Consider the following 25,392-nt stretch of genomic DNA (forward strand, 5'->3'; position numbering starts at 1 on the left):
CTGGGCCCTTTCATGCCCGGTGCCCATTGAGGTGTCTGGTTACGATAATTTGCTATTCATTATGCCGTTCAGGCTTGCCCGCCCCCGCTGCCCCGCTCACAGGCTGGTTCTTTTACATCGATGCACAGAATGTCTATTCCCGCCGAACTTGGTTCATCGGGTATGCGGTTGTTCAGTTTCTGCTGCTGGGAGCCTCACTCATTCCGCTTATTGGAGCGTCCAGGATTCTCAGTTGAGTCGCCGGACCGAAGGACATCGTGGCCCGCTATGGAGCTGATGAGTTTGTCGTTCTGCTGCATGAGACAACAGAGTCTGAGCTGAAGGACTTGGCTTCGAAGATTGAATTGGAGGTCGCAATGGGCAATCAGGCTTCCAAGAGACAGTATCTGCTTTCCGTGAGCATGGGATATGCTCTCTACGACCCCACGCAATGTACCGATGCCATGGCTTTCATGGCACACATCGATGCATCCATGTATGCGCAGAAGCGCTGCAAGCTGGGCAATAGGGGCTGAACAGCATGGAAAATTCCCTTTGTATAAGCTATGATGGAAGAAGCAAAGACAAGGAGTAATCCATGGGTGATAAAAAACATATACGCGCTGACTTCGTTCCTGGTCACTACCAGTTCACAACCGACAAGGGAGCAAGCTTCACCATAGGGCCTGAGAGCGCTCCCTATGACTATCTGCTGGGAGCATTGTCGGGGTGCCTGTTCTCAACCTTTGAGGAGATTGCAGTCAAAATGCGAGTCGGCTGGGAGCATGTCAGTTTTGAAGTACACGGACAGAAGCGTGATACCGTACCCACCACGCTTGAACAGCTCTCCATCACTGTGGAGGCGACCGGAGTCGACAACCAGCAAAAGTTCACCAAAGCCTTTGAGACTGCAACGCGCTACTGCTCCATCTACCAGACCATCAGCGGCGTCAGCGAGATGCACTGGTCCGTGGATTTCAGGTAACCGCAATGGCAGGAAACGGGCGCTACACCACACTCCTCTTGTTCGAAGCATTTGAGAAAGCCCTCATGCAGTTCATGCGTGAGGACGAACAGGTGCTCTCTTGGCCGCGGGCCAAGGCAAGTGTTGCACACTCTCTAGCTTCTCAACTGCAACGAAGCCTGAGAAGCGTCCTCGGCCTGAGCGAGGACAACGCAAGCCCCGGCTTCTTCTCCCTGCCCGGGGATGTAAAGGTCGATATTCTGATCAAGGGATGCGACATTCTGGTCCACGACCGCAAGGGCAAACACCTGCTTGGCATTGTTCTCGGATACGACTACCTTTCAAGACCGCAACAGGAGCACCTGCACCAGCTCAAGGAGCAAGGCTTCAAGCTTGTGCTGGGTGTCTCGTTTCTGATGCAGAAGGAGTACGTACTTCTATACAGCCCGAAGCAGGAGAGCCTGGAGTACTATCACTTCAACAAGCAGGATGGTACGACACATCATCTCATGCAGCGCGATGTCGAGAGCGAGACCGATGACGGCCAACTTTCATTGGGTATCAAGGAGCGGAAGACACGGAAAAAGCCGGCTCCTACACAGGATCAATGACACGGTGACGCCCGGTGATTTTATCGACACCCCGTTTGTGGGCATCCTCACACCCGTTCCAAGGCTTATCCATATTTTCTGACTTATACTTTTGAGTCATCCAATAGACATCCTTGGCTATCCTGTCGAGGTTGAGCACCTGCGTCTGAGTCAGGTCATGTACAAACTTCGCCAGCAAGGAACCCGACAAAACAGTAGGGGCCATCTCCAGAAGCAGTTGGAAGTGATGCATGCAAAAGCCTTTACCTTCTTGAAGTGCCTCACGGAACGAGTGATCCTCACCCCAGAGATAACACGTGGTGAACAGATACCGCTCGAGGCGCTGCTGCATGGAACTGCAGACCAGACACCCCTTCTCGCGTTTTTCCATATCTTCCTTAAAGGCTTTGATGGCTTTTTTTGCCTGCCTCGGGTTCTTGCTCCCCAGCAGGCTGTTGATCGACTTCTCCAGCTTGGTACGTGTCATACCCAGATACGTATCGGTCATCAGAGCGATGCCCTGGGGCTTGTTGGCAGATGCCAACAGCTGCCAATGCTTGGAACAGAATCCGCTCTCGTTGACCTTGACCCGGGTCTCCGGGTTCATGACCGAGTTTCCCAGGTAGAAGTAAAGCGCATCCTTTTGGGCCTCGGCCATCAGATCGCAGATATAGCACTCGCTCTTGCTTGCAACACCATCCCATACGGGAATGGTCTCCAATTCCAGCTTCATAGCGCAACCAAGTCTTCAGCTTTCTTTGCGATTGCAGAAGCGGTGAATCCAAAGGTTTGAGCGAGGTAGGCGAGTTTCCCGACTTCACCAAAGCGTTCCCCGACATTGACAAACTCCATGCGGGTGGGTTGCACTCGCCCCAAATGGGCGGCTATGGCTTCCCCGACACCTCCTGCATACCGTCCATTCTCGCAAACAAGGATGCGTCCGGTTTTTGCCGCCACCTGCTCGATCAAGGGATAGTCGAGGGGACGAATGGTATGCAGGTCGACCAAGGTCGCTTTCACTCCCTTCTCCCGCAGCTGCTTCACCGCTTCCTGGGCGGCATTGACCATAACCTCACCGGTGGCGAAGATGCCTATATCAGAGCCTTCGGCAAGCACAATGCCTTTGCCCAGTTCGATGGGAGTTCCTACCGGATAGCGGTGGGTCGCACCCTTCCTGGGAACACGGGTATAGGAGGCCTTGTTCAGCTCATATGCCTGACGAATCAACTCATAGAGGCTTTGTGCATCGCTTGGTTCAATGATGGTGATACCGGGAACCTGCCGCATCAGGGCGATATCCTCGAACGGCATGTGCGTCCCGCCGTTGAGTTGGGCGGTGATGCCCGGGTCGCTGCCGATGAGATGCACCACCTGGCCGGTATATCCGACAGAGAGGAAGACTTGGTCGTAGGCACGCCGGGTTGCAAAACAACCAAAGCTATGGGCGAAAGGCACGAAACCCATTGAGGCCAGACCTGCGGCTACACCGACCATGTTCGCTTCGGCGATTCCACAGTTGTAAAAACGGTCGGGATAGCGGGAGCAGAAGGAGAGCGAGCCAAGGCAGCTTGCGAGGTCGGCATCGAGCATCACCACTTCCTGATGTTCGGAAGCCAGGTCGTTGATTGCAGCCATTGCAGCATCACGCATATTTTCACAGGTACTCAAATCTCTCATAGCGTTGCCCCCTCGCGAGCATACAAATCGGCGATGGCCTTTCGGGCCGTCTTTTGGTCGAAAGCCATGCTGTGGTTGGCCGTCACCCCTTCTCCAGGAATGAATCCATACGACTTGATGGTGTCCAGGATGATCATGCTGGGACGATCTGTTACCGCTTGGGCGCGTCTGACGGCACGGTCGATCTGAGCAAAATCATGACCATTGATGCGCTGCACATGCCAGTTGAAACCGAGCCAGCGGGTCTCGATATACTCCATATCGGAGATGTCGGAGACATAGCCGTCCAGTTGCTGCTTGTTGTAGTCGGTGAAGGCGATCAAGTTGCCCAGCTTCCATTGGCTTGCAGTGTGGGCTGCTTCCCAGATTTGGCCTTCCTGGCTCTCTCCATCGCCGATGATGGCATAGGTGCGGGCGTCCTGGCCCTTGATTTTCTGTCCCAAGGCGATGCCGACCGCTGCACTGAACCCCTGTCCCAATGACCCGGCTGTGAAATCCACCCCGACGGTCTTGTTCATGTCGCAGTGGCTGGGGAGGTTGGTCCCTCCACTATTCAGCGTTTTCAGCAGATCCACATCGAAGTAGCCTTTGCTGGCCAAGGTGGCATAGACTGCCGGACCTGCGTGGCCTTTTGAGCAGACAAAGCGGTCACGGTCTTCCTTTTTTGGATGCTTTGGATCGATCCTCATTGCTTCATAATAGAGATAGGTAAGCACTTCCACGATGGACATGCTTCCTCCGATGTGTCCCGAGCCAAAGTTCCCGATTTCCTCAATCGTAAGCCTGCGAATTTCCAGAGCCTGCTGTTTGAGGGCTTTCATGTCTAGCATATGCATCCCCTACTTTTGGTATTTCATCTGCATCAGTTGTTTCAAACGACTCTCTCCCAAGGCCGAGACATCATAGCCCGAAGCTGCCATCTGTGCTGTGATCACGGTCATTTGAGCAGCCCGTTCGAGCAACTCCATCTTGTCGAAAGCCTCAAGCATTGAGCGTCCGAGGGTGACGGCCCCATGGTTTTCGAGCAGCAGCACGTCGTGGTCGAAAGCCTTTACCGCTGCAATCTCTGCAAGATTGACCGTACCCATCAGGCGGTAGTCGACCAGGACCGGATCCTCCAGAATGTAGTAGGATTCGGCGATCAGGTGGGTGTTTATTGCACACTTTCCATCCTTCTGGATGGCAGTGAATGCCGACACATAGGTAGGATGGGCATGAACGATCGCCGTACAGTCTGGGCGGGAGATGAGAATGAGGCGATGCATCTCGGTCTCTATGCTCAGGCGCAGGTGGGGCGTCATGTTCTTGCCGTCAATGGTGACTACTGCGATGTCCTCGAAGGTGAGCAGGCCTTTGTCCAAAGCCGACGGAGTAATGCAGAACAAGTCGGCATTGATTCTCAGGCTGATGTTTCCACCGCTGGCCGTGGTAAGCTGGCGGTCGTACAGGCGCGTCATAAAAGAAGCGACTTGCCGCCGCTGTTGTTCGTATTGTTTGATATCCATACGGCGAGTATAGCATGTTCAGAGTATCGTAGGAAAGGAAAACCCTCCTCACCCAACACTTGAGATGCGCAAGGGGTTTTGCTACAATGGCCTCTGTTCGAATACCAAGGAGACGTATCAAGATGAGGATGTCCAAACTCTTTTCCAGAACCCTTCGCGAGGCCCCGAACGGTGCTGACAGCAAAGGCTACGAGTATTTGCTTCGTGCAGGCTTTATCCGCCAATTGGGAGCTGGCATCTTCAGTTTGCTTCCCTTCGGCTTCAATGCAACCAAGAAGATTGAGCAGATCATCCGCGAGGAGATGAATGCAATCGGCGGCCAGGAAATCTTGATGCCCTTGGTGAACCCTGCCGACATCTGGAAGGAGACCGGCCGGTACTACAGCATCGACAAGGAGATGAGCCGCTTCAACGACCGTGTAGGCCGTGACATGGTGCTTGCCATGACCCATGAGGAAGCTGTCACCGACCTTGCACGTGGGGAGATCGACAGTTACAAGCGCCTGCCGCTTCTGGTGTATCAAATCCAGACCAAGTGGCGTGACGATCCCCGTCCCCGCGCCGGCCTGATCAGGGTTCGTGAATTCACCATGAAGGACAGTTACTCCTTCGATGTCGACCAAGCCGGCTTGGATGTGCAGTATGGTGCCCATTACAAAGCCTACTTCAGGATTTTCAGTCGGTGCGGACTTCCCGTCATCGTCGTCGGTGCCGACAGCGGCATGATGGGAGGCAAAATCTCCCACGAGTACATGTATCTCTCCTCCATCGGAGAGGACACGATCATCACCTGCCCAAAGTGCGGCTATACTGCAAACCGTCAGGTTGCCACGTTCAAGAAGACGTACTACCCCGAACCGATGAAGCCGACCGAAAAGGTCCTCACCCCCGATTGCAAGACCATCGAGGAGCTGGCTGACTTCCTCAAGATTGAGAAGAGGCAGACCGCCAAGGCTGTGTTCATGGTCGGCACCTTCATCAACGATACCAATGGCGAGGAAGAGGACAAGCTTATCGTCGGCATCATCCGCGGTGATTTGGAGGTCGAAGAGAACAAGTTGCAGAATGCCGCTCGTGCAAATGTCCTCAGACCCGCCCATGCAGAGGAAATCCTTGCAAAGAAGATGGTTCCCGGGTATGGCTCGGCCATCGGCTGCAGCGAGGATGTAGTGGTCATCGTCGATGACTCGGTGGCAAAGAGCAACAACCTTGTCGCGGGTGCAAACGAGGAAGGCTATCACCTGTTGAACACCAACTTTGGCCGGGACTACACCGGCCTGACAGCCGATATCGCCAGTGCTGCGGCCGGCTATGCATGCCCACAGTGCGATGAGAGCCTGTCCGCCTCCAAGGGCGTTGAGGTGGGCAACATCTTTCAGCTCAATACCCGTTACAGTGAGAGCATGAACTGCAGCTATCAGGATGAGGGAGGAGTACGGAAGCCCGTCGTCATGGGAAGCTATGGAATCGGGGTGGGCCGCCTGCTTGCTTGTCTGGCGGAAAACTATAGTGATGAGCAGGGTCTTTCCCTTCCCATTTCCGTTGCTCCCATGCAGGTGCACCTTGTCAGCCTGGTGAAGGACGCCGAAATCGCCGAACAGCTGTACAAGCAACTCAGTGCAGCCGGTATCGAGATCCTGTACGACGACCGCAAGGAGTCGGCCGGTGTCAAATTTGCCGATGCCGACCTCATCGGGCTTCCGATCCGCATCACCTTGGGCAACCGCTCCCTGAAGGAGGGCAAGGTTGAGGTGAAGCTCAGAAGAAACCTCGAGGAGTCTTTCAGTTTCGAACTCACCACGGTAGTTGAAGAAACCAAGGCTCTCATCGCCAAGCTTAAGGCTGAACTTGAGGACCGGATAGTCGAAAAAGAGTGGAAACAGGCCTAACGCACGGATCCCTTGCATAAAACCTTCGTCAGCCGGCGAAGGTTTTTATTTGCCCCTGGTGCATGGTAATCTTGCGTCTTCTAGGTGTACAAGATCCTGAACTTGAGGCTTATCGTTTCATAAACCAAAAAAGTTCCTTCGCTGGGACAAAGCTCTTGGGTGAAATCAGTTCGCTCCCATCTTCTTCAATTGATTGACAATATAAGTTCTCTTGGCAGCCTTGGCGTACTCAAGCACAGAGTGCCCCTGATAATCCCGTGCATTGATATCGGCTCCCGCCTTCAGCAAGGCTGAGACGATGCGGGTTTCAGGATTGCTGTTCACCGCCATGATCAGGGCGGTCTCTCCAAGGTAGTTGCGGGCGTTGAGATCGGCACCCGCCTTGAGAAGTTCCTCAATGATTTTCGGGCTTGTGCTCTTGTTTGCGGCAAGATGCAGGGAGTTGGATCGGTACTTCGGTTCAGCTTCCTGGATGTCGGCCCCTGCCTCAAGCAAGGCCTTCAATACGTTGACCGAAGGATTATACTGGGCGGCAAGCATGATGGGAGTAAGGCCCCACTCGTTCTGGGTGTGAATGTCAGCACCCTGGTCCAGGAGGGTCTTGATCTCCTTCACTTTGGTAGCGGAAACAGCAGCTGCGAGCAACTTCTTATTCAGGGTTTCTTCACGTTTTGCCATAACTCAATATCTCCTTATTTATTATTTGATTTATATTTATCTATACATAGTATTCCAAGTTTTCCTAAAATTGTATAGTCTCGAAGGCAATAATTTTCCGAGTTCGGGCATCTTCGTTCCAATTGACTGCTTTAGGATTTGCCACTTCATACAAATATGCTGTATGATGCTTGTATGGTAACCAAGGAAATCATCCAGCAGGTTCCGAAAGTGGAACTGCATGACCATCTTGACGGCGGATTGAGAATCCAGACCATTCTGGAACTAGCCAAGGAACAACAGGTAGAGCTTCCCAGCAAGGATCCACAGAAGCTGCATGATTGGTTCGTTCGCGGTTGCAAACAAAAAAGTCTTACCCTTTATTTGGAACCTTTCGGGGTAACCACCCAGGTGATGCAGACACAAGAAGCCCTTCAGCGGGTTGCCTTTGAAGCGGTTGAGGATCTGGCAAAAGAGAACATCTGTTATGCAGAAATCCGCTTTGCCCCCATCCTCCATGTCAGCAAAGGACTGAGTCTGGAACAGGTGGTCCAGGCCGTCCTCGATGGATTGCAGAGAGGAACCCGGCAGACGGGCATGCCCACTGGCTTGATTCTCTGCGCCATGCGCAACCAAAGTCCACAAATCAGTCATGCCATTGCCGAACTTGCTGTTGCATTTGCAGACCGTGGTGTGGTTGGATTCGACCTTGCCGGTGATGAGATAGGCTACCCTCCCAAGAAACATCTGGAAGCCTTTCAGTTCATCCGCAACAAGAACTTCAACATCACCATCCATGCCGGAGAAGCCTTCGGAGTGGAGTCCATCTGGCAGGCGGTACAGCTGTGCGGCGCACACCGTATCGGACACGGGGTGCGTCTGGTGGAGGACATGGGGCTTGAAGGAACGAGAATCGAAGAGATGGGATCGCTTGCCAACTTCATACTCGACCGCCGAATCCCGATGGAAATGTGTTTGACCAGCAATGTGGGAACCGGAGCCGTAAAAGACTATGCAAGCCACCCCTTCCCGATTTTCTTCCGGAATAAGTTCCGTGTCTTCCTCTGCAGCGACAACCGTTTGATGAGCGACACCAACCTTACCCGTGAAATGGAATTGGCTGTTCAATACTACAATTTGAACATCCGGGATTTGGAGAAGATTACCATCAATGCCATGAAGTCAGCCTTCATCCATCACGACCAGAAGCTCTCCATCATCTACGATGTAATCAAGAAAGGATATCTTGCCATTCGCGAACAGTACGGCATCAACGACTATTAAAGAGTGCGCTTGAAGACGTCGGTGGGATTGATGCGCATCCTGATCCTGCAATAGAGGTACCCAAAGACCAACCCGCTCAGATGGGTCAGGTGTGCTACATTGCCACCGCTGCCGAACAGCTGGCTGGAAAGCTCTATGATTGCATAGAGAATGACCAATATCGGAGCCCTGACCGGAATAAATCCGAATACGAATATCACCGAGTACGGGTAGAAGACAGCGAACATCAACAACACCCCGTAGATGGCTCCTGAAGCCCCGACCAGAATCACATTGGTCCCCGCCAGATAGTAGCTGATAAAGCTGATAATCCCGCTGAACAGGCCTGTCAAAAGATAGAAGAGCAAAAATTCCTTGCTGCCGATTCGCTTTTCCACCATCGAGCCGAAGATGAAGAGGCTGAGCATGTTGAACAGCAGGTGATTGAAACTACCATGGACAAACATGTAGGTGAACGGCTGCCAGAGATACCCACCCAGTACGAATGAGGGAATCATCGCCAAATAGTAGGCGCTTCTCGGATACAAAAAAGCGGTAAGCAGGTAGACCAAGGCGTTGATCACTACCAACTTGAGGGTGTAGTTCTGATATGTTCCATCCCGGAATCTCCGGTTGATGAGTGAGGTTTTCTTCATATGCTATACAGTATAAATTGCCGACCAAATCGTCAATTGTGCAAAAATTGCACAGTTTTCATCGGGTGTGCAAGCAATACACAGATTCATGGCATGCAAAACCCCTCCAGACACTCGCATTTGAGGTTTTGAAGTTGGCATGCTAATTGCATTGTTATAAACAGAACAGAGCAACATTTTTTTCATACTCCTCCTTTTTCATACCGACAGGATGCCAAGAGATTTACCCCAATCTGCTTTTGGCATCCTTCTTTTTTGCCCTCTCCTGTGAAAAATTGTGATGATGTTACTTTTTTGCACACCGACCCAGCAAGATGGCTCTCCTGCATCAATACAATAAGCTGTATATTTTGTCCATATGTATAACTATTAAAGTTGGCACGCAAGTTGCATGGTACTAAGTAGAACAGAGCAACAGTTTTTTCAAACCTCCTTAAAGTGTGATTTCTTTGGTGCCAGCGGCTCTCTCTCCCCACCCCACAAATACCGCTGGCACCATCTTTTTGCCCTGAGGTGTGCAATCTTGTAAGCATGTGAAGTAATTGCACAGCTGATACCCTCTCCTGCACTTCTCATTCTAAGGCTTACAGTATTTATACATCGCTTAGAGTACATGTAAAACAATTGGCACGATAATTGCTATGTTATCTACAGAACAGAGCAACCGTTTTTTTCAACCTCCTTTTCGTGTTTTACCTTGGGTGCCAGTGAGAATTACCTTCCCACCCCACAAAATCTCACTGGCACCTTTCTTGTACCCTTCTGCCTGCTTTGGTATAGTCTAGGCATGGCAACCAGCAGAAGAGACCGTGCAGACTCCTATACCAAACGTGCACACAAGGAAGGCTACCCCGCCCGCTCCGTCTACAAGCTCGAGGAGCTGCAGCAGAATTTCAAGCTTATCAAAAGCGGTGATACTGTTTTGGATGTGGGGGCGGCTCCAGGATCGTGGACGCTTTATACCCATAATGAGTTGATCAAGGGCAAGGGTACGATTATTGCAGTCGACCTCAATCCCCTGAACCTCAATCCGGTACCACCGACTGTCACATCCTACGTCGGGGATGCCTTTGGGAAAGAGATGAGAGAGAAGCTCATATCCCACGGACCCTACGATGTCATCATCAGTGATGCAGCCCCGATGACGATGGGCAACCGGGCCGTGGATACGGCACGCAGTGAAAACCTTGCCGAGCAGGTTGTATATCTGGCACAGGATCATCTGAAGGTTCACGGGAATCTGGTGGTCAAGATTTTTCAGGGAGGAGGCCAGGTCGAGCTGCTCAAGCTCATGCGTACGCTCTTTGCCAAGGTAAAACCCTTCAAGCCGAAGGCTTGCAGGGATGACTCCTTCGAGATTTATCTGGTAGGCTTGGACCGACTGGAGAAGGAGGGGGGAGCATGCAAATCGTAATCATCGACGGTCAGGGCGGCAGCCTCGGGAAAAGCTTGGTCGAAGCGATAAAGAAGCGATTCGAACACGTACAGGTACTGGCCATCGGAACCAACAGCCTTGCAACGAGCGCCATGCTGCGCAGTGGTGCCGACGGGATTGCCACGGGGGAGAATCCGGTTGTGGTTGCCGCACGGAATGCCGATTTGATCGTTGGACCTTTGGGAATCATCACAGCCGATGCCCTGCACGGGGAGATCACCCCGACGATGGCGGTGGCTGTTGCTCAGAGCAAGGCCCACAAGATCCTGCTTCCCATCAGCAAGTGCAATGTAAGCGTCGTAGGAAGGCAGGACCTGAACCTGACAGAGATGATTGACCTTGCTTTATCTGAAATTGCAACCTTTCTTGACAATCAGCGTCAAGGTTAGTACAATACGCCCTACCCAGCCCCATGAAGGGGCTGTTCCTAAACCGTTTACCTGTTTACGAAAAGAGCCATGAAGGCAGAGAAGGATGTCAATCCTTTGCTTTCATGGCTTTTTTATAGGGAGTTGATCGTGGAACTCTATAAAAAGCCTCTTGCTGAGGGAATCACCTTATGTGTCTACAACCGTGACCGGCTCATCTTCTCAGACAGCGGCCACTGGCTTACTCCGCTCTTTGCCCTTGAACGCTTCTTGTCCACGTATGAAGGCGAACGCGATTGCCTGTGCGCCCATGATACGGCGGCAGGAAAAGCTGCAGCGGTGTTGATGAGCCGCATGGGCATCAAGCGGGCTCACATCAATCTGATAAGCGACCTTGCCGTCGAGTTCTATGAAGCGAACGATATTGCAGTAAGCTGGGAGACCCGCATTCCACATCTGGACTGCAAAACCGAAGAGTTGCTTATGGATATGGAGAGCGAGGAGGAGATGTACCGCCTGCTCAGAAGAAGGGCAAAGCTGGTACAGGGGGTGAGTATTGCCGCCCGACGGGTATCCTTTGCGTACCCCGACAACCCGCCGGTGCTTGAGGACCTCTCGTTCGATGTTGAAGAAGGGGGAAGACTCATCATTCAAGGGGATAACGGCATGGGCAAAACCACCCTGCTCAATCTCTTGATGGGAAAGCTCAAGTGCACAAGCGGAACCATTCTCATCGATGGTCAGGAGCCATCGGCTCTGGCCAAAAGGACGATCGGATACATCAAACAGCAACAGACCCAGGAGCAATACCCGGTATCGGCACGGGAGGTGGTCGGCATGGCGGTCGATTCCAGCCTCGAGCCCAAGCAGCAGAAGTGGGAGATCGACACCGCCCTCAGAAGAACCGGGGTGTATGAACTGGCCGACCGCAATTTCTTTACGCTCAGCGGTGGGGAACGGCAGAAAGTGTCGCTCTCGCGCACCCTCTGCCAAAAAGCGCGACTCTTGCTTCTCGATGAACCCACCTCGTTTCTGGATGCAAAGAGCCGAAAAACGCTTGTCGAGGTGCTGCACTCCCTCACCGTGGATGAGATGCCGACTATCGTAATCGTCACGCACGACAAGGAGCTTGAAGCCGACCTCACCTGGCCGGTTCTCCGATTGGAGGGCAGGCATGCATGATTTCCTGTTCGCCCTCAGTCTCCCTCCTGTAGCACGGGGCCTCTTTGCAATGGCAATCGCCGGACTCTGCTTCCCTGCAAGCGGTGTCATGGTGCTGCGCCTGAACCTGGTGCCTATGCGCTATATGCTCATGCATGGCGTCATCCTTGGCGGGGCCATATCATTGGCTTTCACACTGCCGGTGCTGCCGACAAGCATCCTGCTCAATGTCCTGCTCGTGCTTCTCATGCTGCTTCTCAAAGGAGACTCATCCCATGGATTCGGCCTTGCCGGTGCCGCAGCAATGGTGTTCTCCATGGCCCTCGCCTCCTTGGTCATGCACCTATGGGATGTCCCTGCCAAGGATACCTTGCAGCTGCTGTGGGGCAGCCCGTTTGCCCTGAGCACCATTGACATTGCGACCTTGATCGCCATCGCAGTGGTACTTCTGCTCTATCTGGTGCTCAACTTCCGCACCATAAGTGCCATGTTCTTCGACCAGGAGATCGCCCAATCGTTGGGAATGGCGGTAAAGCTTCACCACACCCTCATGGTATTGATCATCGCCTTGGTCATCGCTTTTGCCATGAAGCTGCTCGGTGCCTTGCTCATCGACGCCCTCTTGATCCTTCCTGTCATGGTTGGAAGCAAGCGCGCAACCAGCCTGAAGCAGCTGCTGTGGTACTCATGTCTCACCGGCCTGTTCATCTCGACGTTCGGCTATTTGCTGGCTGTCGCCACCGACCTCCCCCCCAGCGCAGCGATTGCCTTGCTCTCGGCCCTGCTGTATCTCATACCCACATCACGCAAGAAAGGAAAAACCGTATGAAAAAATGGAGTATTTGCTTTTTGCTGCTCATCGCATCTGTCCCGCTCTTCGCCCAGGCAATGCCTGAACAAGCGGCAGCTCCTCCTGCCATCGTTGCTTCCACCAGCTGGACTGCCGCCTTCGCAGACATCGGAGGCCTCGATGACGTTCCCTTCATCGCCCCCGCCAACCTGATCCACCCGCCGGAGTATGAAATCATCGTCAGCGATGTCTTGAAGATCAACAATGCACAGTACTTCATCTATGCCGGATATGAGCGGATGATGCAGAGCATGGGCTCCTCGATCAAGAAGAATGAGGCTTCCCTGGTGAAGATAAACACCAACAACAGCATTGAAAACGTCAGGGAGCAGGCACAGCTGATAGCATCCCTGACGGGGACGCAGGCGGAAAGTGATAAGCGTGTCGAGCAGTATGTACAGGTTGTTGAAAAGGGAGCGGAGAAGGTCAGGCAACAAGGTATGGACCGGCTGAAGGTATACTGCCACAGCATGCAGGTCTACCTTGCCAAGGATTTGGGGCTCTTTGTTGCAGGAACCTTCGGCCCGGGACCGCTCACAGCCGACCAAATTGCAGAGGTTGCCAAAGGCGGCTACAACCTGATCATCGACAACGTCCACAACCCGATTGCAAAACCCCTGCTCGAAGTCTCCCCCGGTTCCCGATTGGTGGTGTGGCGCAACTTCCCCGAACGAGGGGGAAGAGGAAGCCTTGCTGAAATGGTAGGGGCCAACATCGAGGAACTCTTTCGCTGAAGACGGTGAGAGCCTCCGGTCGGAGGCTCTCAATCTGCTTAGCGGTAATACTTGCCGTAATGTTCCTTCAGGAAGGCAATCGTGCGCTTGGCTGCGGTATCGGGGTCGGGATAGGGCAGGATTTCTGCGGTAGTCCATCCATCGTAGCCGATTGCGGTCAAGGCCTCGAAAACCTCATTCCAGTTCATGTGTCCGTCGCCGGGTGCATGACGATTGGTATCGGCAAAATGCACGTACCTGACATACTCCTTGTTGCGGATGAAGCTCTCTCCGATCTTGTCATCCTCGATGTTCATATGAAAGACATCGGGCATCATGAAAAAGTTCTTTCGGTTGACCTTCTTCAGCATCGCCGTACATTCATCAAGGTTGTTGATGAAGTCGATCTCGTAGCGGTTCACCGGTTCGAGAATCAACTCGACACCGCGTTTCTTTGCATGGTCTGCAACCTTGTGGGCCATGTCCAGGAAGAGACGCTCAACCAAGGCGATATCGCGTCCGGCGATGGGACCGCGGGTTCGTCCGATATTCACCAAAGAGCCGAACTCTCCGGCCAGGTCGATGAATTCACAAAATGTCTTGTAGAGCTCCGCCCTGTTCTCCTGATTCTCGTCGGTGAAGTGAAGACCGCGGGCTGCGAAGACCTGACCGGAGGAGATGGCACTCACTTCCAACCGGTTCTCCCTGAGCCACTGCCTCAATTCGTGCTTGTTCACTTCATTGGGATTCTTCAGTGCGAGTTCCACCCCGTCATATCCGAGCTCATGAGCCTTGATGATCGACTCCTTCACTCCCCTGAACACAACAAAGGCATTGGGAAGGGCCTCTTTTGAGGCAATGGCTACTGCTAATTTCATGATTTTACTCTTTCCTTGTAAAGCGAAGCAGGACACCTTGGGGCGCCCTGCTTCCGGGTAACAGGCTTACATCTCCTTGATCAGGGAGAGGTCTCCGGTGGCGGCTGCACGAAGCAGCGGCTCCATATAGACGTCCACATCACTGCTGGTCATCGGCACAGGCATGTTCTTCAGCTTCATCTCAAGCTGAGGGTCCTTGGCTGCAGAGAGTGCACGCTCGATGTGCGCATCGGTGAAGCCCTTGAGGTCGGTGAGCTTGGAAGGAGCCTTGATGGACTTGCTGAAGGCGATCATAGCTTCGGCTACGGCCACGGCGAGATCACGGCCTTCAAGGTTCTCAACCGGGGAACCGAACCCGAAGGAAGCGAAGATTGAACCAACAACCTTGAGCTGCTTCTGGATGGCCTTGCTGTAGAGCACCGCATAGTACGGGTTCATGATTCCGCAGGCCGTGCCGTGGCTGACAATGTCGACGAGGGAGAAGCTGGTCAGGTGAGCACCGCTGGTTCCGCCGATCATGATGGCATAGCCGCCGAGGTCGGTGGCAAGGCCGATGGCTTCACGGGCTTGGATGTTCTTCGGATCGTCAACCAGCACCTTGGCATACTGGGCTACCAGGCTGATGGCGCATTCAGCAATCTGCCGGGCTTTCTCATAGGTGGCTTCCTTTGCACCGCAGAACACCTCGAAGGTGTGGGCGATGGCATCGAGGGCCCCGTCGATGGTGACCGATATCGGCATGGAGACGGTGGTCTCGTAGTCGAAGAGGCCTACCGTGGGAATCAATGCATCGTCAACGATCAGCTTCTTCTGCCCGACAACCGGGTCGGTGATGTTGGAATACTTGGTCAGGTGGGCACCGCTGGAAGCGGAAGTCTGGACGGCAATCACCGGAATCAGGGTGGTATTGGTCTTTGCAAGAGCATCACTTACCACGTTGGTCCCGAAGTAGTGGTCGATCTCGGGGGTGACCTTGGACCCAAGGGCTGCCAAGGCATTGGCGGCCTTCACAGCATCGATTGCCGAACCGCCGCCGATGACAACAATGCTGTCCGGCTTGGTGTGCAGGATGTACGACTCAAGACGATAGACGTCCTCACGGGGGGCATTGGGCTTGGCATCGGGGGCGATGACACCACCGGCAAGCTCAACACCGGAGCTCTGCAGGTACGAGACTACACAATCGGCAACAGGCTTCATATAGGTGGTATTGCTGACCACCAGTGCACGCTTGCCGAAAGCTGCAGCGAGAGGACCTACCTGGTCAAGGACACCCAGACCATGGACATAGGAATCCCCTTTCCACTCTTTCAGAAGTTCATAGGCACGTTTCATTTGATCCATTATTATTCTCCTTATTTGCAGAGAGCTCTTGCACGGTTTGCAATGTTCTCTGCGCTTATTCCATACTTTGCCAAGAGCGGCTCATACGGGCCGGACTCGGTAAACGTATCTTCAATTCCAACAGCATCAAATTTACAGGATATTCCCTGTTTCATGAAGACCTCGCTGACTGCCGAAAAAAAGCCACCAGCCAGCACATGTTCTTCGGTGCAAAGCAATTTGCCCGTCTTGACAACGCTCTTGACGACCGGTGCCGGGTCGAACGGCTTGACCATGGGAACACTGAGCACCTCAGCTGTGATGCCTTCCTTGGCAAGCAAGGCGGCCGCTTCCATGGCAAAACTGGCGGTGATGCCGTTTGCAGCGATGGTTACATCGGTACCTTCGACTGCACAGACGGTCCCGATGGCCTCACTTGGAGGCAGGTCCGGCATTGCGTTCCGGTTGAGCCTGATATAGACAGGCCCCTTTTGCGTCAGGGCATATTCAAGGGCTTTCTCTGCCTGTGCGCTGTCCGAGGGGACGATCACCTGCATGTTCGGAAGGGCGCGCATGATGGCAATGTCGGTGATGGACTGGTGGCTTGCACCGTCGAAGGAGTCCGACAGCCCGCCGTATGCACCTGCAATGATCACCGGAAGGTTGTTGTAGCAGACGGTATTGCGAATTTGGTCGGTTGCCTTGAGAGCAAGGAAAATCGCAAAAGCATTGACAACCGGGTGGTAACCGGCTGTAGCCATACCGGCGGCAATGTCCACCATGTTGGCCTCGGCAACACCTACGTTGAAGAAACGGTCCGGAAACGCCTTGCCGAACAAGGCACTCTTGGTGGAAGAGGATACATCGGCATCCAGGACCACCAACTCAGGATGGGTAGCGCCCAGCTCGGCAAGCTTCTTGCCGAAGGCATCCCGCATGGCAATGCTCATAGTGCAGCCTCCTTCTTGCTCAGATCAGATTTCAGTTCCTCAATACCCTTTGCATAGGAGGCATCATCGATGACAGCCCCATGCCAGGTATTCTTTCCTTCGGTGAAGGAAACACCCTTGCCCTTGACGGTGTCGTAGATGACGGCCTTCGGCCATACATCGTCACTGTCCATCCAGGCAAACGAGTCAAGGATTTCCTTGGTGTCGTGACCGTTGCAAGCCTTTGGGGCAACATTCCAGCCGAAAGCCTTCAGCTTATCGGCAAGCGGTCCGAGAGGCATGATTTCATCCTCGGTTCCATCAAGCTGTACCTTGTTGTAGTCGATCATCAGGACAAAGTGCTCGCTCTTGTACTTGGCGGCACTCATGATGGCTTCCCAGCTCTGTCCTTCGTTCAGGCACCCTTCTCCGCTGATCACATAGGTCCACCAATTCTTCTTGGAAAGTCTTGCTGCAAGAGCCATACCAAGGCCGACTGAAAGCCCATGGCCCAGGGCTCCGGTGGACATATCGACACCGGGAAGCTTGTTCATGCAGGGATGCCCTTGCAGGCGTGAGTCAAGCTTGCGGAACGAAGACAGTTCCTCGACAGGGAAAAATCCGCGGTGGGCGAGAATCGTATACAGATTCATCGACGCATGTCCCTTGGAAAGAATGACTCGGTCACGATCCTCCCACCGAGGGTTGGAGGGATCGATGGAGATGCGGTTGAAGTAGAGGGCGGTTGTCAGTTCTGCACTGGAAGCAGCCCCACCCCAGTGTCCTGTTCCCCTATCGTGCAGGATATCGAACATAACGATCCTGAAATATGCTGCCAAGGCGGAAAGTTCATCGGCGTTGAACGTTCTGCCCGGCTGGGAGAGCAACTCCTTGATACGTTTACTCATCTAGGAAACTCCTTGTTTTTATCTGCATTGTGTACTGTATACAATATAGATATCATGGAGAAAGAATCTTGTCAAAGGGATTCTTGTATGTATCAGAGAATTTATTGAAAAAACACCATAAACACTGTTTATCTCACGATAAAAGAGCACTAATGAAGCAGTAATTGGAAAAACTTATCCAGTTATTTTTTTGTACACAATTAGATTGACGAAGCAGGAATTTCCTTTTACTCTTAGTGGAGAGTGAATAAGGAGGCATCATATGCCCAAATGTATACAAAACAGCTTATCCGACCAAGTTTATACCATGCTCAAGGACCAGATTCTATCCGGACAACTGAAGGGGGGGATGAAGATTCCTGAAGAATCGCTGGCTGAACAATTCGGCGTTTCCCGTACTCCCATCCGCGAGGCCATCAGACGCTTGGCTGAGTATGGTTTGGTCACCATCAAACCCAGAAGTCATGCAACCGTATCAGCCATCACCGAGCAGGAAGCAAATGACATCGCCCGTGTTCGTGTCACCTTGGAGCAGCTTGCCATCGATTCCATCGATGAAGCCTCATATTCCAGAAACGTCAAGGAACTTTCCCGCTATGCAGCCGATTGCCAATACGCCATGGGCATCGGGGACAGGGCGACGGTGTTTGAGCAGGACAGCCTGTTTCACCTGGCCTTGGTCCGTTCATCGGGGAACAGCGCACTCATCAGCATCTGCGAACGCCTGGATGCAAAAATCCAGCAGCTTCGCATCGCCCAGAACCTTCCTGATGACGAGCTCTCCTACTACCTCGGCCAGCATGCACAGATGATGACGCTGCTGAAGAACGGGGATAAGGAAGCCTGCAAGAGAATGCTGTATGAACACATCACCCACGATTTGACCAGCCATGTCGGGAGCCGGAACGCATGAAACGAGAGGAAATAATCATCACCTATGGGTCAAATGCATCGCTGATGACCAAGGCGCTTTTGCAGCACATCGACTTTGAGGCATTGCTTCCTGACAAACAGGCATCCATTGCACTCAAGCCCAATCTGGTCGTAGCAGTAACAGCCGACAGCGGAGCTACGACCCATCCTGAGATTGTGGTTGCCATCATCGAGCATCTCCAAGGCCTGGGGTATCGCACCATACGCATTGTCGAGAGTGCCTGGGTGGGCGATTCCACCAAAGAGGGATTCCGGGTCAATGGGTACAACCAGATCAGCAAACAGTACAAGGTGCCCTTGGTGGATGTAAAGGATGATGAGTATGTAAAAAAGACAGTGGACGGCATTACCATGGAGGTCAGCAGGACCATCCTTGAGACGGACTTTCTCATCAGCCTCCCTGTACTGAAGGGACACTGCCAGACTGCGATGACCTGTGCCTTGAAGAACATGAAAGGGGTGCTCTCCGATCGTTCAAAACGGCTTTTCCATACTCTCGGTCTCAATCGACCCATAGCCGCCCTGAACAAAGTCAGAGCTGCTGATCTCATCATTGTGGACAGCCTCAACGGCGACCTCGACTTCGAGGAAGGGGGCAATCCGGTTGAGACGAACCGGATGTTCGCATGCCGCGACAGCGTCTTGTGCGACAGCTACGGGGCAAGCCTGATGGGCTTTGAGAATCAGGACATCCCCTATATTGGACTGGCGGAAGGCCTGGGTGTCGGGTCGGCCGACCTCTCCAAGGCCGTACTGGTACAACTCAACGAACCAAGCGACGAGGCTCCGTCCAAACCGAGTGGAAGAGCCAATTATCTTGGCAAATTCACCGAGCCCGACAGTGCATGCTCGGCCTGCTACGGGAATCTCATCCATGCTCTCAAGCGTCTCGATGAGGTGAACCGCCTTAAGAATTTGAAGACACCGATTTGTATCGGCCAAGGCTACAAGGGCAAAACCAACCCTTCCAAGGTTGGGGTGGGAATCTGCACGCGGGGACTTGGGAAAAGCCTCCCCGGGTGTCCCCCGAAGGCTATTGATATGATCAGGTTCATCAAGGAGCTAGAGTAGCGTTCGTGCAAGAGAATCGATGATCGCCCAGTCCTTGGCTGTAATCACAAGGTCTTGAGCCTTGCTGTTCTCCTCGATCTGGTTGGGTTTTCTTGCCCCGCACAGAACGTTCATGGTACCGGTTGCCTGTCTGGTCCATGCAATGACCAGATTTCCCACACGTGTGTTGTAGGTATCTGCCATGGTTTCAAGCGAGGTGAGCAGCGTCATCACCTTGGGCCGGTTCTCCATCTTGTACCAGGCTACCGATGCCTTGGCTGTCCCTACAACATTCTGTGAAAGTGCTGCTTTTCCGGTCAACACACCGCGTTCAAGCGGGCTGTAAGCCTGGAAGGTGATACGGTTCTCTGCACAATAGGAAGCAAGATCGGCTTTATCTCTCCAAAGCATGCTGAAACGCTCCTGCACCAAAGAGGGGGTTCCAAATTTCTGGTACTCCTTCAACTCCTCAAGGCTGACGTTGCAGGCTCCATAGCTGCGGATTTTTCCCTGCTGCTTGAGCAGTTCAAAGGCTTCAATGGTCTCTTCAATCGGTGTATGGAACGGAGGAATCGACTGCCAGTGGGTCAACAGCAGATCGATATAGTCGGTCTTGAGCCGCCCAAGGCTCTCTTCCACTTGCTTGATGATACTCTGCTTACCCAGGTTGCGCCGAATTGTGACACCGTCACGGCTTTTATGCACCGACCCTTCATCATCGTTTCCCCAGACCAAACCACATTTGGTGGCCAATACCGCCTGATGGCGTTTGCCTGCCAAGGCATCGCCAAGCAGCTGCTCGCTCAGCCCGTTGCCGTAGGCGGGGGCGGTGTCGATGAAGTTGATGCCAAGCTCGAGAGCGCGGTGTACCGTTTTTACCGCAAGGACGGGATCACTTTCACCCCAACTGTCCCCTCCCCCCATGGCCCAGGTTCCCAGGGCGATGGGAGAGACTTCGATATCGGTGGTGCCCAGTTTCATTGTACGCTCCTCCAGGCAGCCAACAGCGTTCTTTTGGCATTGGCAACAACCAGATCGGCATCCTCCCCTGCTTGGGGTTTCACCTCAAAGGAGAGGATATTCGAGCTGTCTTCAGCCAGATATCCGATGTCCTTCATTTTCTGCAGGAAGGAAGCGAGATACTCGGTGTCGTTCTCACTGCCGGGGTAACCGAAGCGAGGATGGTAGTCGCCATAGCTGGGGTGAGTCGGGTTGCTGATCAGGGTATTTCCAACATGAACATGATGGATGTAGGGAATAATGGGATCCACAGCCTCATCGATGGTCTCCCCGATCATCGGGATATGGGAACAGTCGATCATGATGCCGAAATTGTCATACTCGCTGCACATAGCCTGTGCATACTGTCTGACCAAGGAAGAAGGTCCAAGCAAGGATTTCTTATCGATGGTGTGGTCGAAAACTTCCAGCACCACCGGCATGGTGCCTTTGCTCTTGGCATACGCACATATCTCTTTTGTGCTTGCAAGTAAAGCCTTGAGATAGGCCTGCTCTTTCCCGACTTCATAGCCGCGGGAAAGGAACTGAAACTCAGAGCATCCCAACTCATATGCTTCATCGATTCCTTCCTTGAGGGCGGAAACAGCTTGTGCCCGTTCGCTCTCATCAAGACTGTTGATATTCAGCTTCCGGGAAAAAAGCAGTGAATGACCGCTGAAGGTAGAAGTGCAGTGAGCGGTTTCCATCATGGCCGGGACTGCGTCTTTCAGACTTGCAAACGGCAAGGAGCCGAGTTCCACGACATTGAAGAAAGGATCGACCAGTATTCTTTTCAGTGATGCCTTGTACTCCTTCTCGCTTTTGAGGCAGCCGGGATAGGCCATCGAAAGCACAATACCAAGGTTGCAGTAGTTGTGGATACTGTCCTTCATGTCACATCTCCTCAAGCATCTGTTTCACTTTCTCACAGCAAAGTATCGGGGAGGCAAGAACCGGAACTCCTGCAATCTCCTGTGCCTGCTGTTGCAGATGACCCATGGAAGCCTGGGCGAGGACAATACAGTCAAAGCCTTTGACCTTTTGGATCATCTCAAGAACAAGACGGTCGTGGGTGGCCATGTCACCGGCACGCATTGCGGTATAGGCAGGTTCATGGTCTTGGGCATCCACTTCAATTTCCACACCGGCAAGGCTTGCTTCCTGCTCCAGCTTTGCAATGGTCGGCTTGAGGGTGCTCATGGCAGTTGCCACAACCTTGATCCGTTTGCCGGTGCGAACCGCCTGCTCGGTCATTGCATCGTCTATTGCAACGACGGGAACGTTGATGAACGGGCGGATGAGCTGCACAGCCGGGGTGAGCGTTGAACATGTGACAACTATCAGGTCGGCCTTGGTGAGTTCACAAGACTTCAGGTCATTGAAAAGACGATTGCGGTTCTCCACGGAGAAGTATCCGATTTCCGCAGGGTCTGATGCCAGAAACTCATCCAGCAGATTATGTATCTTCAGCGGCTGTCCAACCACCTGCTCCAGCAGCCGGGGAAAACTTGCGAGTACCGGCCGTACCGTATGGACAATTGCAACACGTTTCATATTCTTACCTCATAGTGTATAAAAGGGATGAGGGTGATTATATCCCCCATCCCTTCGAATGCAAACCATCAGATGCTGCTATGCATCCTTATTTCCCGATGGAAGCAAGGTACTCCTTCTGGAACTGCATACCATAGGCCCTGAAGGTCTCGGAATCCATGTAATCGGGAACCAGCTTCTGCTTCTCGATGTAACCCTTGTTCCAGGTTTCGGTCTCAGAGACTTTCTTGAATACGTTGGTCCAGTAGGCAACTGCTTCAGCGCTCATGGACTTCGGAGCTACGATGGATCTCCAGTTGGGAACCTCGACGTTCTTGTATCCGAACTCACTGAGGGTGGGAGCAGAATTGAGGTTGCCGGGGAAGCGACTGGTGGAAAGAGCCAGGATCGGCTTGAGTTTGCCGGCTTCGACATACTGGGAAGCAGCAGCAGGCTTGGAGATCAAAAGGTCGAAGTGACCACCCAGGATGGCGGTGATGGCGCCGCTGGTTGCGTCGTGGGCGATGTAAGAGAACTGGTCCTCGGTTACGCCGATTTCCTTGATCAAGGCAGCATGACAAGCGATGTCGTCACCCTTGGAACCACCAAGCACGAGTCTCTCGCCTCTTTTGAGGGCAGCCAATACTTCCTCAAAGCTCTTGTACTTGGAGTACTCGCCGATGAAGATCAGGTGCTTGTCAACAGCCATGTGGGCGATGGGCTGGAAGTTCTCAAAGCGATTGGAGGTGTTCTTCAACATCGGCATGAGGTCGCCGCTGTTGAAAGTGAGCAGGGTATGGTCGGCCTGTACACCGGCCTTGATCTGGGAAACCAAGAGGCGGCCTACCTCACCGGCGCCGTCGGTCTTGTACTGGACAACAACGTTCTGGCCGTTGAGCAGGTTCTCGGCAACAGCGATATCAATGATGGTGCGGGTGAAAATATCAGAACCACCACCGGGGGAGCTGGTTACATACCAATCGATGTTTTTGGAAGGGGTGAATGTCTTTGCAGCACCGGCAGCCTCAGTCTGGCCGGCAGCGAATACGGACATGCTTACGAGCAGCAGAACGCCAAGCAGAATAGCAAGTTTTTTCATAGTCTTATCTCCTATTGTTTCTTTCAGGACACCTGTCCTGGAATTTCCATTTCATTCCAACTCGTATGAGCCGGATCACTTCTTTTTCGATACTCCCGCTTTCCTCAAGATAAACTTGATGACAGGGGTGAGCACGATGGCAAACAGAACGAGCAGCAGGAATGCGGAAATCGGCTTATCGAAGAAGATGTCCAGTTTTCCATTGCTGATGATGAAGGCCTTTCTCATATTCGACTCAAGCAGCGGGGCAAGTACGAAGGCAAGCAACATCGGGGCGACACCGTAGCCGTTGCGGTCGAGAATGTAGCCGAATACGCCTGAAAGGAACATGATGATCACCCCGTACATCGAGTTGGACGTACTATAACCGCCAACTACACAGACAACGGTGATGATCGGGATCAACATACGCACCGGTACGGTCAGGATCTGGATCAAGAAGGGGATGATACCCACTGCAATGATAAGGGTCAGGATGTTCGCAAGGAACAGGCTGGCGATCAAGCCCCAGGCGAAGTCAGGGTTGGTGGTGAAGAGCAGCGGGCCAGGATTCAACCCCCACATCATAAGACCACCGAGCAGAACAGCACCGGTACCTGATCCGGGAATACCCAAGGCAAGCAATGGAGCAAAAGCACCTGCCGCCGCTGCATTGTTGGCAGACTCACATGCGGCAATTCCTTCGATGGCACCGGTTCCAAGGGGTTCTTCACTCTTGAAGGTTTTCTGCATGGCATACCCAAGGAAGGCTCCGGTAGTTGCACCGGCTCCCGGCAGTACTCCGACGAAGGTTCCCATGAAACCGCTTCTGATAGCAGGAGGCAGCAACCTTTTGAAATCATGGGCGGTAAGTAAAGAGCCCTTGATTGTAAGCTTCTGATTGAGGTTCGCCTCAACCTTCTTGTTACGCTCCTCCATCAGCTTGAGCACTTGGCTGAAGCCTACTGTACCGATGACGAACGGAGTGAAGGGAATACCCCCCAATAGATAGATGTTGCCGAAATCAAACCGAGGACTTCCTGTCAAGGTGTCCATACCCATGGATGCAAGCAGGACACCAACCAAGGTAAGTACGACACCCTTGGTCGGGCTCTCTCCAACCAGCCAACCGATCGAAGTCATGGCTACGAGCAACAGGGAGGTCATTTCGGCAGGGCCGAACTTCAGGCCAAGGTCGGCGAGCAGCGGTCCCATGAAGGTAAGAATAAGCATCCCGATCAAGCCGCCGATGAAGGACGACGAGTTGGCAGTAAACAGGGCTTGACCAGGACGATTTCGTTTGGTAGCCATCGGATATCCATCCAAGGCGGTCATGACTGCAGGAGAGTCGCCGGGAATGTTCAGCAGGATGGCGCTGAAGGAACCGCCGTACATGTTGGCATAGTACAGGGAGCCGAGCATGATGATTGCGGTAGTGGGATTGAACTTATACGTAAGGGGCAGCAATAAGGCAACTCCTGCCAATGACCCGATTCCTGGCATTGCACCCACGATCAAGCCCAGAATGGCACCGAGCAGGGTAACCATTACATTTTCCAAGGTAAGGACTACTGAAAAGCCCATAAACAACATTTGCAGATTTTCCATAGTTTGCCTCTCAGTATGCAATAAGGTTGTAGATGAAGCCCTTGGGGAAGGGAACCCCGAGCCACATCACAAACGCACCGATTACAATTGCCATAATCACGGCAAACCCGATCAGAGTTGCTTTCCAGCTGAATTTCTCAAACCAGCGGAGCCAAAGCAACACAAAGAGTGCCAGGCTTGGAAGCATGCCGATTACCAGCGTGGAGAGCATGATGGCTACAACACCGAGGGCGGGGTACCAGTTCTCGACCGGAAAGCCCGGGCTCTCCTCCTTCAACGACCCAATGAAGGCCAGAACACTCAAGGCGAGTAATAAAAATCCGATGATGGTTGGGAAAAAGCCTGGGAGTGGTCCCCTGACCTCATGCATGAATCCATACTTGGTTATCCCGAAATAGATAAAAACAATTGCAATAATTGCAGTCACTATCGGTGTTAGTCCGTAG

Annotated in this window: 31 protein-coding genes; 13 read left to right on the forward strand and 18 right to left on the reverse strand. The window is 53.0% G+C overall.

Annotation, left to right across the window (positions count from 1 at the left end):
- The 4 genes from B3K89_RS01685 to B3K89_RS01700 form a co-directional block, all read left to right on the forward strand.
- The coding region (locus B3K89_RS01685; RefSeq protein WP_345906987.1) for a hypothetical protein at positions 1–236 on the forward strand (236 nt) is incomplete at its 5' end.
- Between the two features lie 21 nt (positions 237–257).
- Positions 258–515 carry a diguanylate cyclase domain-containing protein gene (locus B3K89_RS01690; protein ID WP_293896147.1) on the forward strand — a complete coding sequence of 86 codons (258 nt, stop codon included), beginning with the start codon at positions 258–260 and terminating at the stop codon, positions 513–515.
- A gap of 62 nt (positions 516–577) precedes the next feature.
- Complete coding sequence (locus tag B3K89_RS01695; RefSeq protein ID WP_293896150.1) at positions 578–964, forward strand: OsmC family protein; 387 nt, start codon at positions 578–580, stop codon at positions 962–964.
- 5 nt (positions 965–969) lie between these two features.
- Positions 970–1,554 carry a hypothetical protein gene (locus tag B3K89_RS01700; protein WP_293896153.1) on the forward strand — a complete coding sequence of 195 codons (585 nt, stop codon included), beginning with the start codon at positions 970–972 and terminating at the stop codon, positions 1,552–1,554.
- On the opposite strand, the gene B3K89_RS01705 is transcribed toward B3K89_RS01700, so the two are convergent.
- Genes B3K89_RS01705 through B3K89_RS01720 form a run of 4 tightly spaced genes read right to left on the reverse strand, consistent with a single transcriptional unit; the run spans position 1,538 to position 4,715 of the window.
- A complete protein-coding gene (locus tag B3K89_RS01705; protein WP_293896156.1) occupies positions 1,538–2,266 on the reverse strand; it encodes a DUF6062 family protein in 729 nt (242 codons plus the stop codon). The two genes, B3K89_RS01700 and B3K89_RS01705, sit on opposite strands and share 17 nt — an antisense overlap.
- A complete protein-coding gene (locus B3K89_RS01710; RefSeq protein ID WP_293896159.1) occupies positions 2,263–3,210 on the reverse strand; it encodes a transketolase family protein in 948 nt (315 codons plus the stop codon). The genes B3K89_RS01705 and B3K89_RS01710 overlap by 4 nt, the downstream gene beginning before the upstream one ends.
- Entirely contained in the window at positions 3,207–4,040 is an 834-nt protein-coding gene (locus B3K89_RS01715; RefSeq protein ID WP_293896162.1) for a transketolase, read from the reverse strand. Before B3K89_RS01715 ends, B3K89_RS01710 begins: the two co-directional genes overlap by 4 nt.
- A 9-nt stretch (positions 4,041–4,049) precedes the next feature.
- Complete coding sequence (locus tag B3K89_RS01720; protein ID WP_293896165.1) at positions 4,050–4,715, reverse strand: class II aldolase/adducin family protein; 666 nt, start codon at positions 4,713–4,715, stop codon at positions 4,050–4,052.
- Between the two features lie 122 nt (positions 4,716–4,837).
- Between B3K89_RS01720 and B3K89_RS01725 the strand changes: the two genes are divergently transcribed.
- Positions 4,838–6,604, forward strand: a complete 1,767-nt coding sequence (locus B3K89_RS01725; protein ID WP_293896168.1) for a proline--tRNA ligase — start codon at positions 4,838–4,840, stop codon at positions 6,602–6,604.
- A gap of 165 nt (positions 6,605–6,769) precedes the next feature.
- Here B3K89_RS01725 and B3K89_RS01730 read toward each other — a convergent pair whose 3' ends face one another.
- Entirely contained in the window at positions 6,770–7,282 is a 513-nt protein-coding gene (locus B3K89_RS01730; protein ID WP_293896171.1) for an ankyrin repeat domain-containing protein, read from the reverse strand.
- 174 nt (positions 7,283–7,456) lie between these two features.
- On the opposite strand from B3K89_RS01730, the gene B3K89_RS01735 reads away from it, so the two are divergent.
- Positions 7,457–8,545: an adenosine deaminase gene (locus tag B3K89_RS01735; RefSeq protein WP_293896174.1), complete on the forward strand. Its 1,089-nt coding sequence runs from the start codon at positions 7,457–7,459 to the stop codon at positions 8,543–8,545.
- Here B3K89_RS01735 and B3K89_RS01740 read toward each other — a convergent pair.
- From B3K89_RS01740 to B3K89_RS01750, 3 genes are read right to left on the reverse strand one after another with little or no spacing between them, the layout of a single operon-like run.
- Complete coding sequence (locus B3K89_RS01740; protein ID WP_293896177.1) at positions 8,542–9,180, reverse strand: rhomboid family intramembrane serine protease; 639 nt, start codon at positions 9,178–9,180, stop codon at positions 8,542–8,544. The two genes, B3K89_RS01735 and B3K89_RS01740, sit on opposite strands and share 4 nt — an antisense overlap.
- Positions 9,181–9,183: 3 nt before the next feature.
- A complete protein-coding gene (locus B3K89_RS01745; protein ID WP_293896180.1) occupies positions 9,184–9,366 on the reverse strand; it encodes a hypothetical protein in 183 nt (60 codons plus the stop codon).
- Positions 9,363–9,728: a hypothetical protein gene (locus B3K89_RS01750; protein ID WP_345906988.1), complete on the reverse strand. Its 366-nt coding sequence runs from the start codon at positions 9,726–9,728 to the stop codon at positions 9,363–9,365. Before B3K89_RS01750 ends, B3K89_RS01745 begins: the two co-directional genes overlap by 4 nt.
- Before the next feature lie 239 nt (positions 9,729–9,967).
- Between B3K89_RS01750 and B3K89_RS01755 the strand changes: the two genes are divergently transcribed.
- From B3K89_RS01755 to B3K89_RS01775, 5 genes are all read left to right on the forward strand, one after another.
- On the forward strand, positions 9,968–10,594 hold the full coding sequence (locus tag B3K89_RS01755; RefSeq protein WP_293896186.1) for an RlmE family RNA methyltransferase: 627 nt from the start codon (positions 9,968–9,970) through the stop codon (positions 10,592–10,594).
- Positions 10,582–11,004, forward strand: coding sequence for a DUF3842 family protein (locus tag B3K89_RS01760; protein ID WP_293896189.1), 423 nt, complete (start codon positions 10,582–10,584; stop codon positions 11,002–11,004). Before B3K89_RS01755 ends, B3K89_RS01760 begins: the two co-directional genes overlap by 13 nt.
- Before the next feature lie 69 nt (positions 11,005–11,073).
- Positions 11,074–12,165: a metal ABC transporter ATP-binding protein gene (locus B3K89_RS01765; RefSeq protein WP_293896192.1), complete on the forward strand. Its 1,092-nt coding sequence runs from the start codon at positions 11,074–11,076 to the stop codon at positions 12,163–12,165.
- Positions 12,158–12,973: a metal ABC transporter permease gene (locus B3K89_RS01770; protein WP_293896195.1), complete on the forward strand. Its 816-nt coding sequence runs from the start codon at positions 12,158–12,160 to the stop codon at positions 12,971–12,973. Before B3K89_RS01765 ends, B3K89_RS01770 begins: the two co-directional genes overlap by 8 nt.
- A complete protein-coding gene (locus B3K89_RS01775) occupies positions 12,970–13,728 on the forward strand; it encodes an ABC transporter substrate-binding protein (protein ID WP_293896198.1) in 759 nt (252 codons plus the stop codon). The genes B3K89_RS01770 and B3K89_RS01775 overlap by 4 nt, the downstream gene beginning before the upstream one ends.
- Positions 13,729–13,766: 38 nt before the next feature.
- Here the strand turns inward: B3K89_RS01775 and B3K89_RS01780 are convergent, their stop codons facing one another.
- From B3K89_RS01780 to B3K89_RS01795, 4 genes are all read right to left on the reverse strand, one after another.
- Positions 13,767–14,585 (reverse strand): sugar phosphate isomerase/epimerase family protein, encoded by an 819-nt coding sequence (locus B3K89_RS01780; protein WP_293896200.1) that lies wholly within the window; start codon positions 14,583–14,585, stop codon positions 13,767–13,769.
- Between the two features lie 66 nt (positions 14,586–14,651).
- On the reverse strand, positions 14,652–15,929 hold the full coding sequence (locus tag B3K89_RS01785) for an iron-containing alcohol dehydrogenase (protein WP_293896203.1): 1,278 nt from the start codon (positions 15,927–15,929) through the stop codon (positions 14,652–14,654).
- Between the two features lie 11 nt (positions 15,930–15,940).
- A complete protein-coding gene (locus B3K89_RS01790) occupies positions 15,941–16,858 on the reverse strand; it encodes a transketolase family protein (protein ID WP_293896206.1) in 918 nt (305 codons plus the stop codon).
- Positions 16,855–17,745 carry a transketolase gene (locus B3K89_RS01795; RefSeq protein ID WP_293896209.1) on the reverse strand — a complete coding sequence of 297 codons (891 nt, stop codon included), beginning with the start codon at positions 17,743–17,745 and terminating at the stop codon, positions 16,855–16,857. Before B3K89_RS01795 ends, B3K89_RS01790 begins: the two co-directional genes overlap by 4 nt.
- Before the next feature lie 262 nt (positions 17,746–18,007).
- Between B3K89_RS01795 and B3K89_RS01800 the strand changes: the two genes are divergently transcribed.
- Positions 18,008–18,658: a GntR family transcriptional regulator gene (locus B3K89_RS01800; RefSeq protein ID WP_293896212.1), complete on the forward strand. Its 651-nt coding sequence runs from the start codon at positions 18,008–18,010 to the stop codon at positions 18,656–18,658.
- A complete protein-coding gene (locus B3K89_RS01805; protein WP_293896215.1) occupies positions 18,655–19,749 on the forward strand; it encodes a DUF362 domain-containing protein in 1,095 nt (364 codons plus the stop codon). Before B3K89_RS01800 ends, B3K89_RS01805 begins: the two co-directional genes overlap by 4 nt.
- Here the strand turns inward: B3K89_RS01805 and B3K89_RS01810 are convergent.
- The 6 genes from B3K89_RS01810 to B3K89_RS01835 all read right to left on the reverse strand — a co-directional run.
- Positions 19,741–20,709, reverse strand: coding sequence for an aldo/keto reductase (locus tag B3K89_RS01810; RefSeq protein ID WP_345906989.1), 969 nt, complete (start codon positions 20,707–20,709; stop codon positions 19,741–19,743). The genes B3K89_RS01805 and B3K89_RS01810 overlap by 9 nt on opposite strands.
- Positions 20,706–21,620 carry a TIM barrel protein gene (locus B3K89_RS01815; RefSeq protein WP_345906990.1) on the reverse strand — a complete coding sequence of 305 codons (915 nt, stop codon included), beginning with the start codon at positions 21,618–21,620 and terminating at the stop codon, positions 20,706–20,708. Before B3K89_RS01815 ends, B3K89_RS01810 begins: the two co-directional genes overlap by 4 nt.
- 1 nt (position 21,621) lies before the next feature.
- Positions 21,622–22,281, reverse strand: a complete 660-nt coding sequence (locus tag B3K89_RS01820; protein WP_345906991.1) for an aspartate/glutamate racemase family protein — start codon at positions 22,279–22,281, stop codon at positions 21,622–21,624.
- Between the two features lie 88 nt (positions 22,282–22,369).
- Positions 22,370–23,359: a Bug family tripartite tricarboxylate transporter substrate binding protein gene (locus B3K89_RS01825; protein WP_293896227.1), complete on the reverse strand. Its 990-nt coding sequence runs from the start codon at positions 23,357–23,359 to the stop codon at positions 22,370–22,372.
- A gap of 75 nt (positions 23,360–23,434) precedes the next feature.
- On the reverse strand, positions 23,435–24,946 hold the full coding sequence (locus tag B3K89_RS01830; protein WP_293896230.1) for a tripartite tricarboxylate transporter permease: 1,512 nt from the start codon (positions 24,944–24,946) through the stop codon (positions 23,435–23,437).
- Between the two features lie 10 nt (positions 24,947–24,956).
- The coding region (locus B3K89_RS01835) for a tripartite tricarboxylate transporter TctB family protein (RefSeq protein WP_345906992.1) at positions 24,957–25,392 on the reverse strand (436 nt) is incomplete at its 5' end.

The organism is Sphaerochaeta sp. UBA5849 (assembly GCA_002432715.1).
Taxonomy (GTDB): Bacteria; Spirochaetota; Spirochaetia; order Sphaerochaetales; family Sphaerochaetaceae; genus Sphaerochaeta.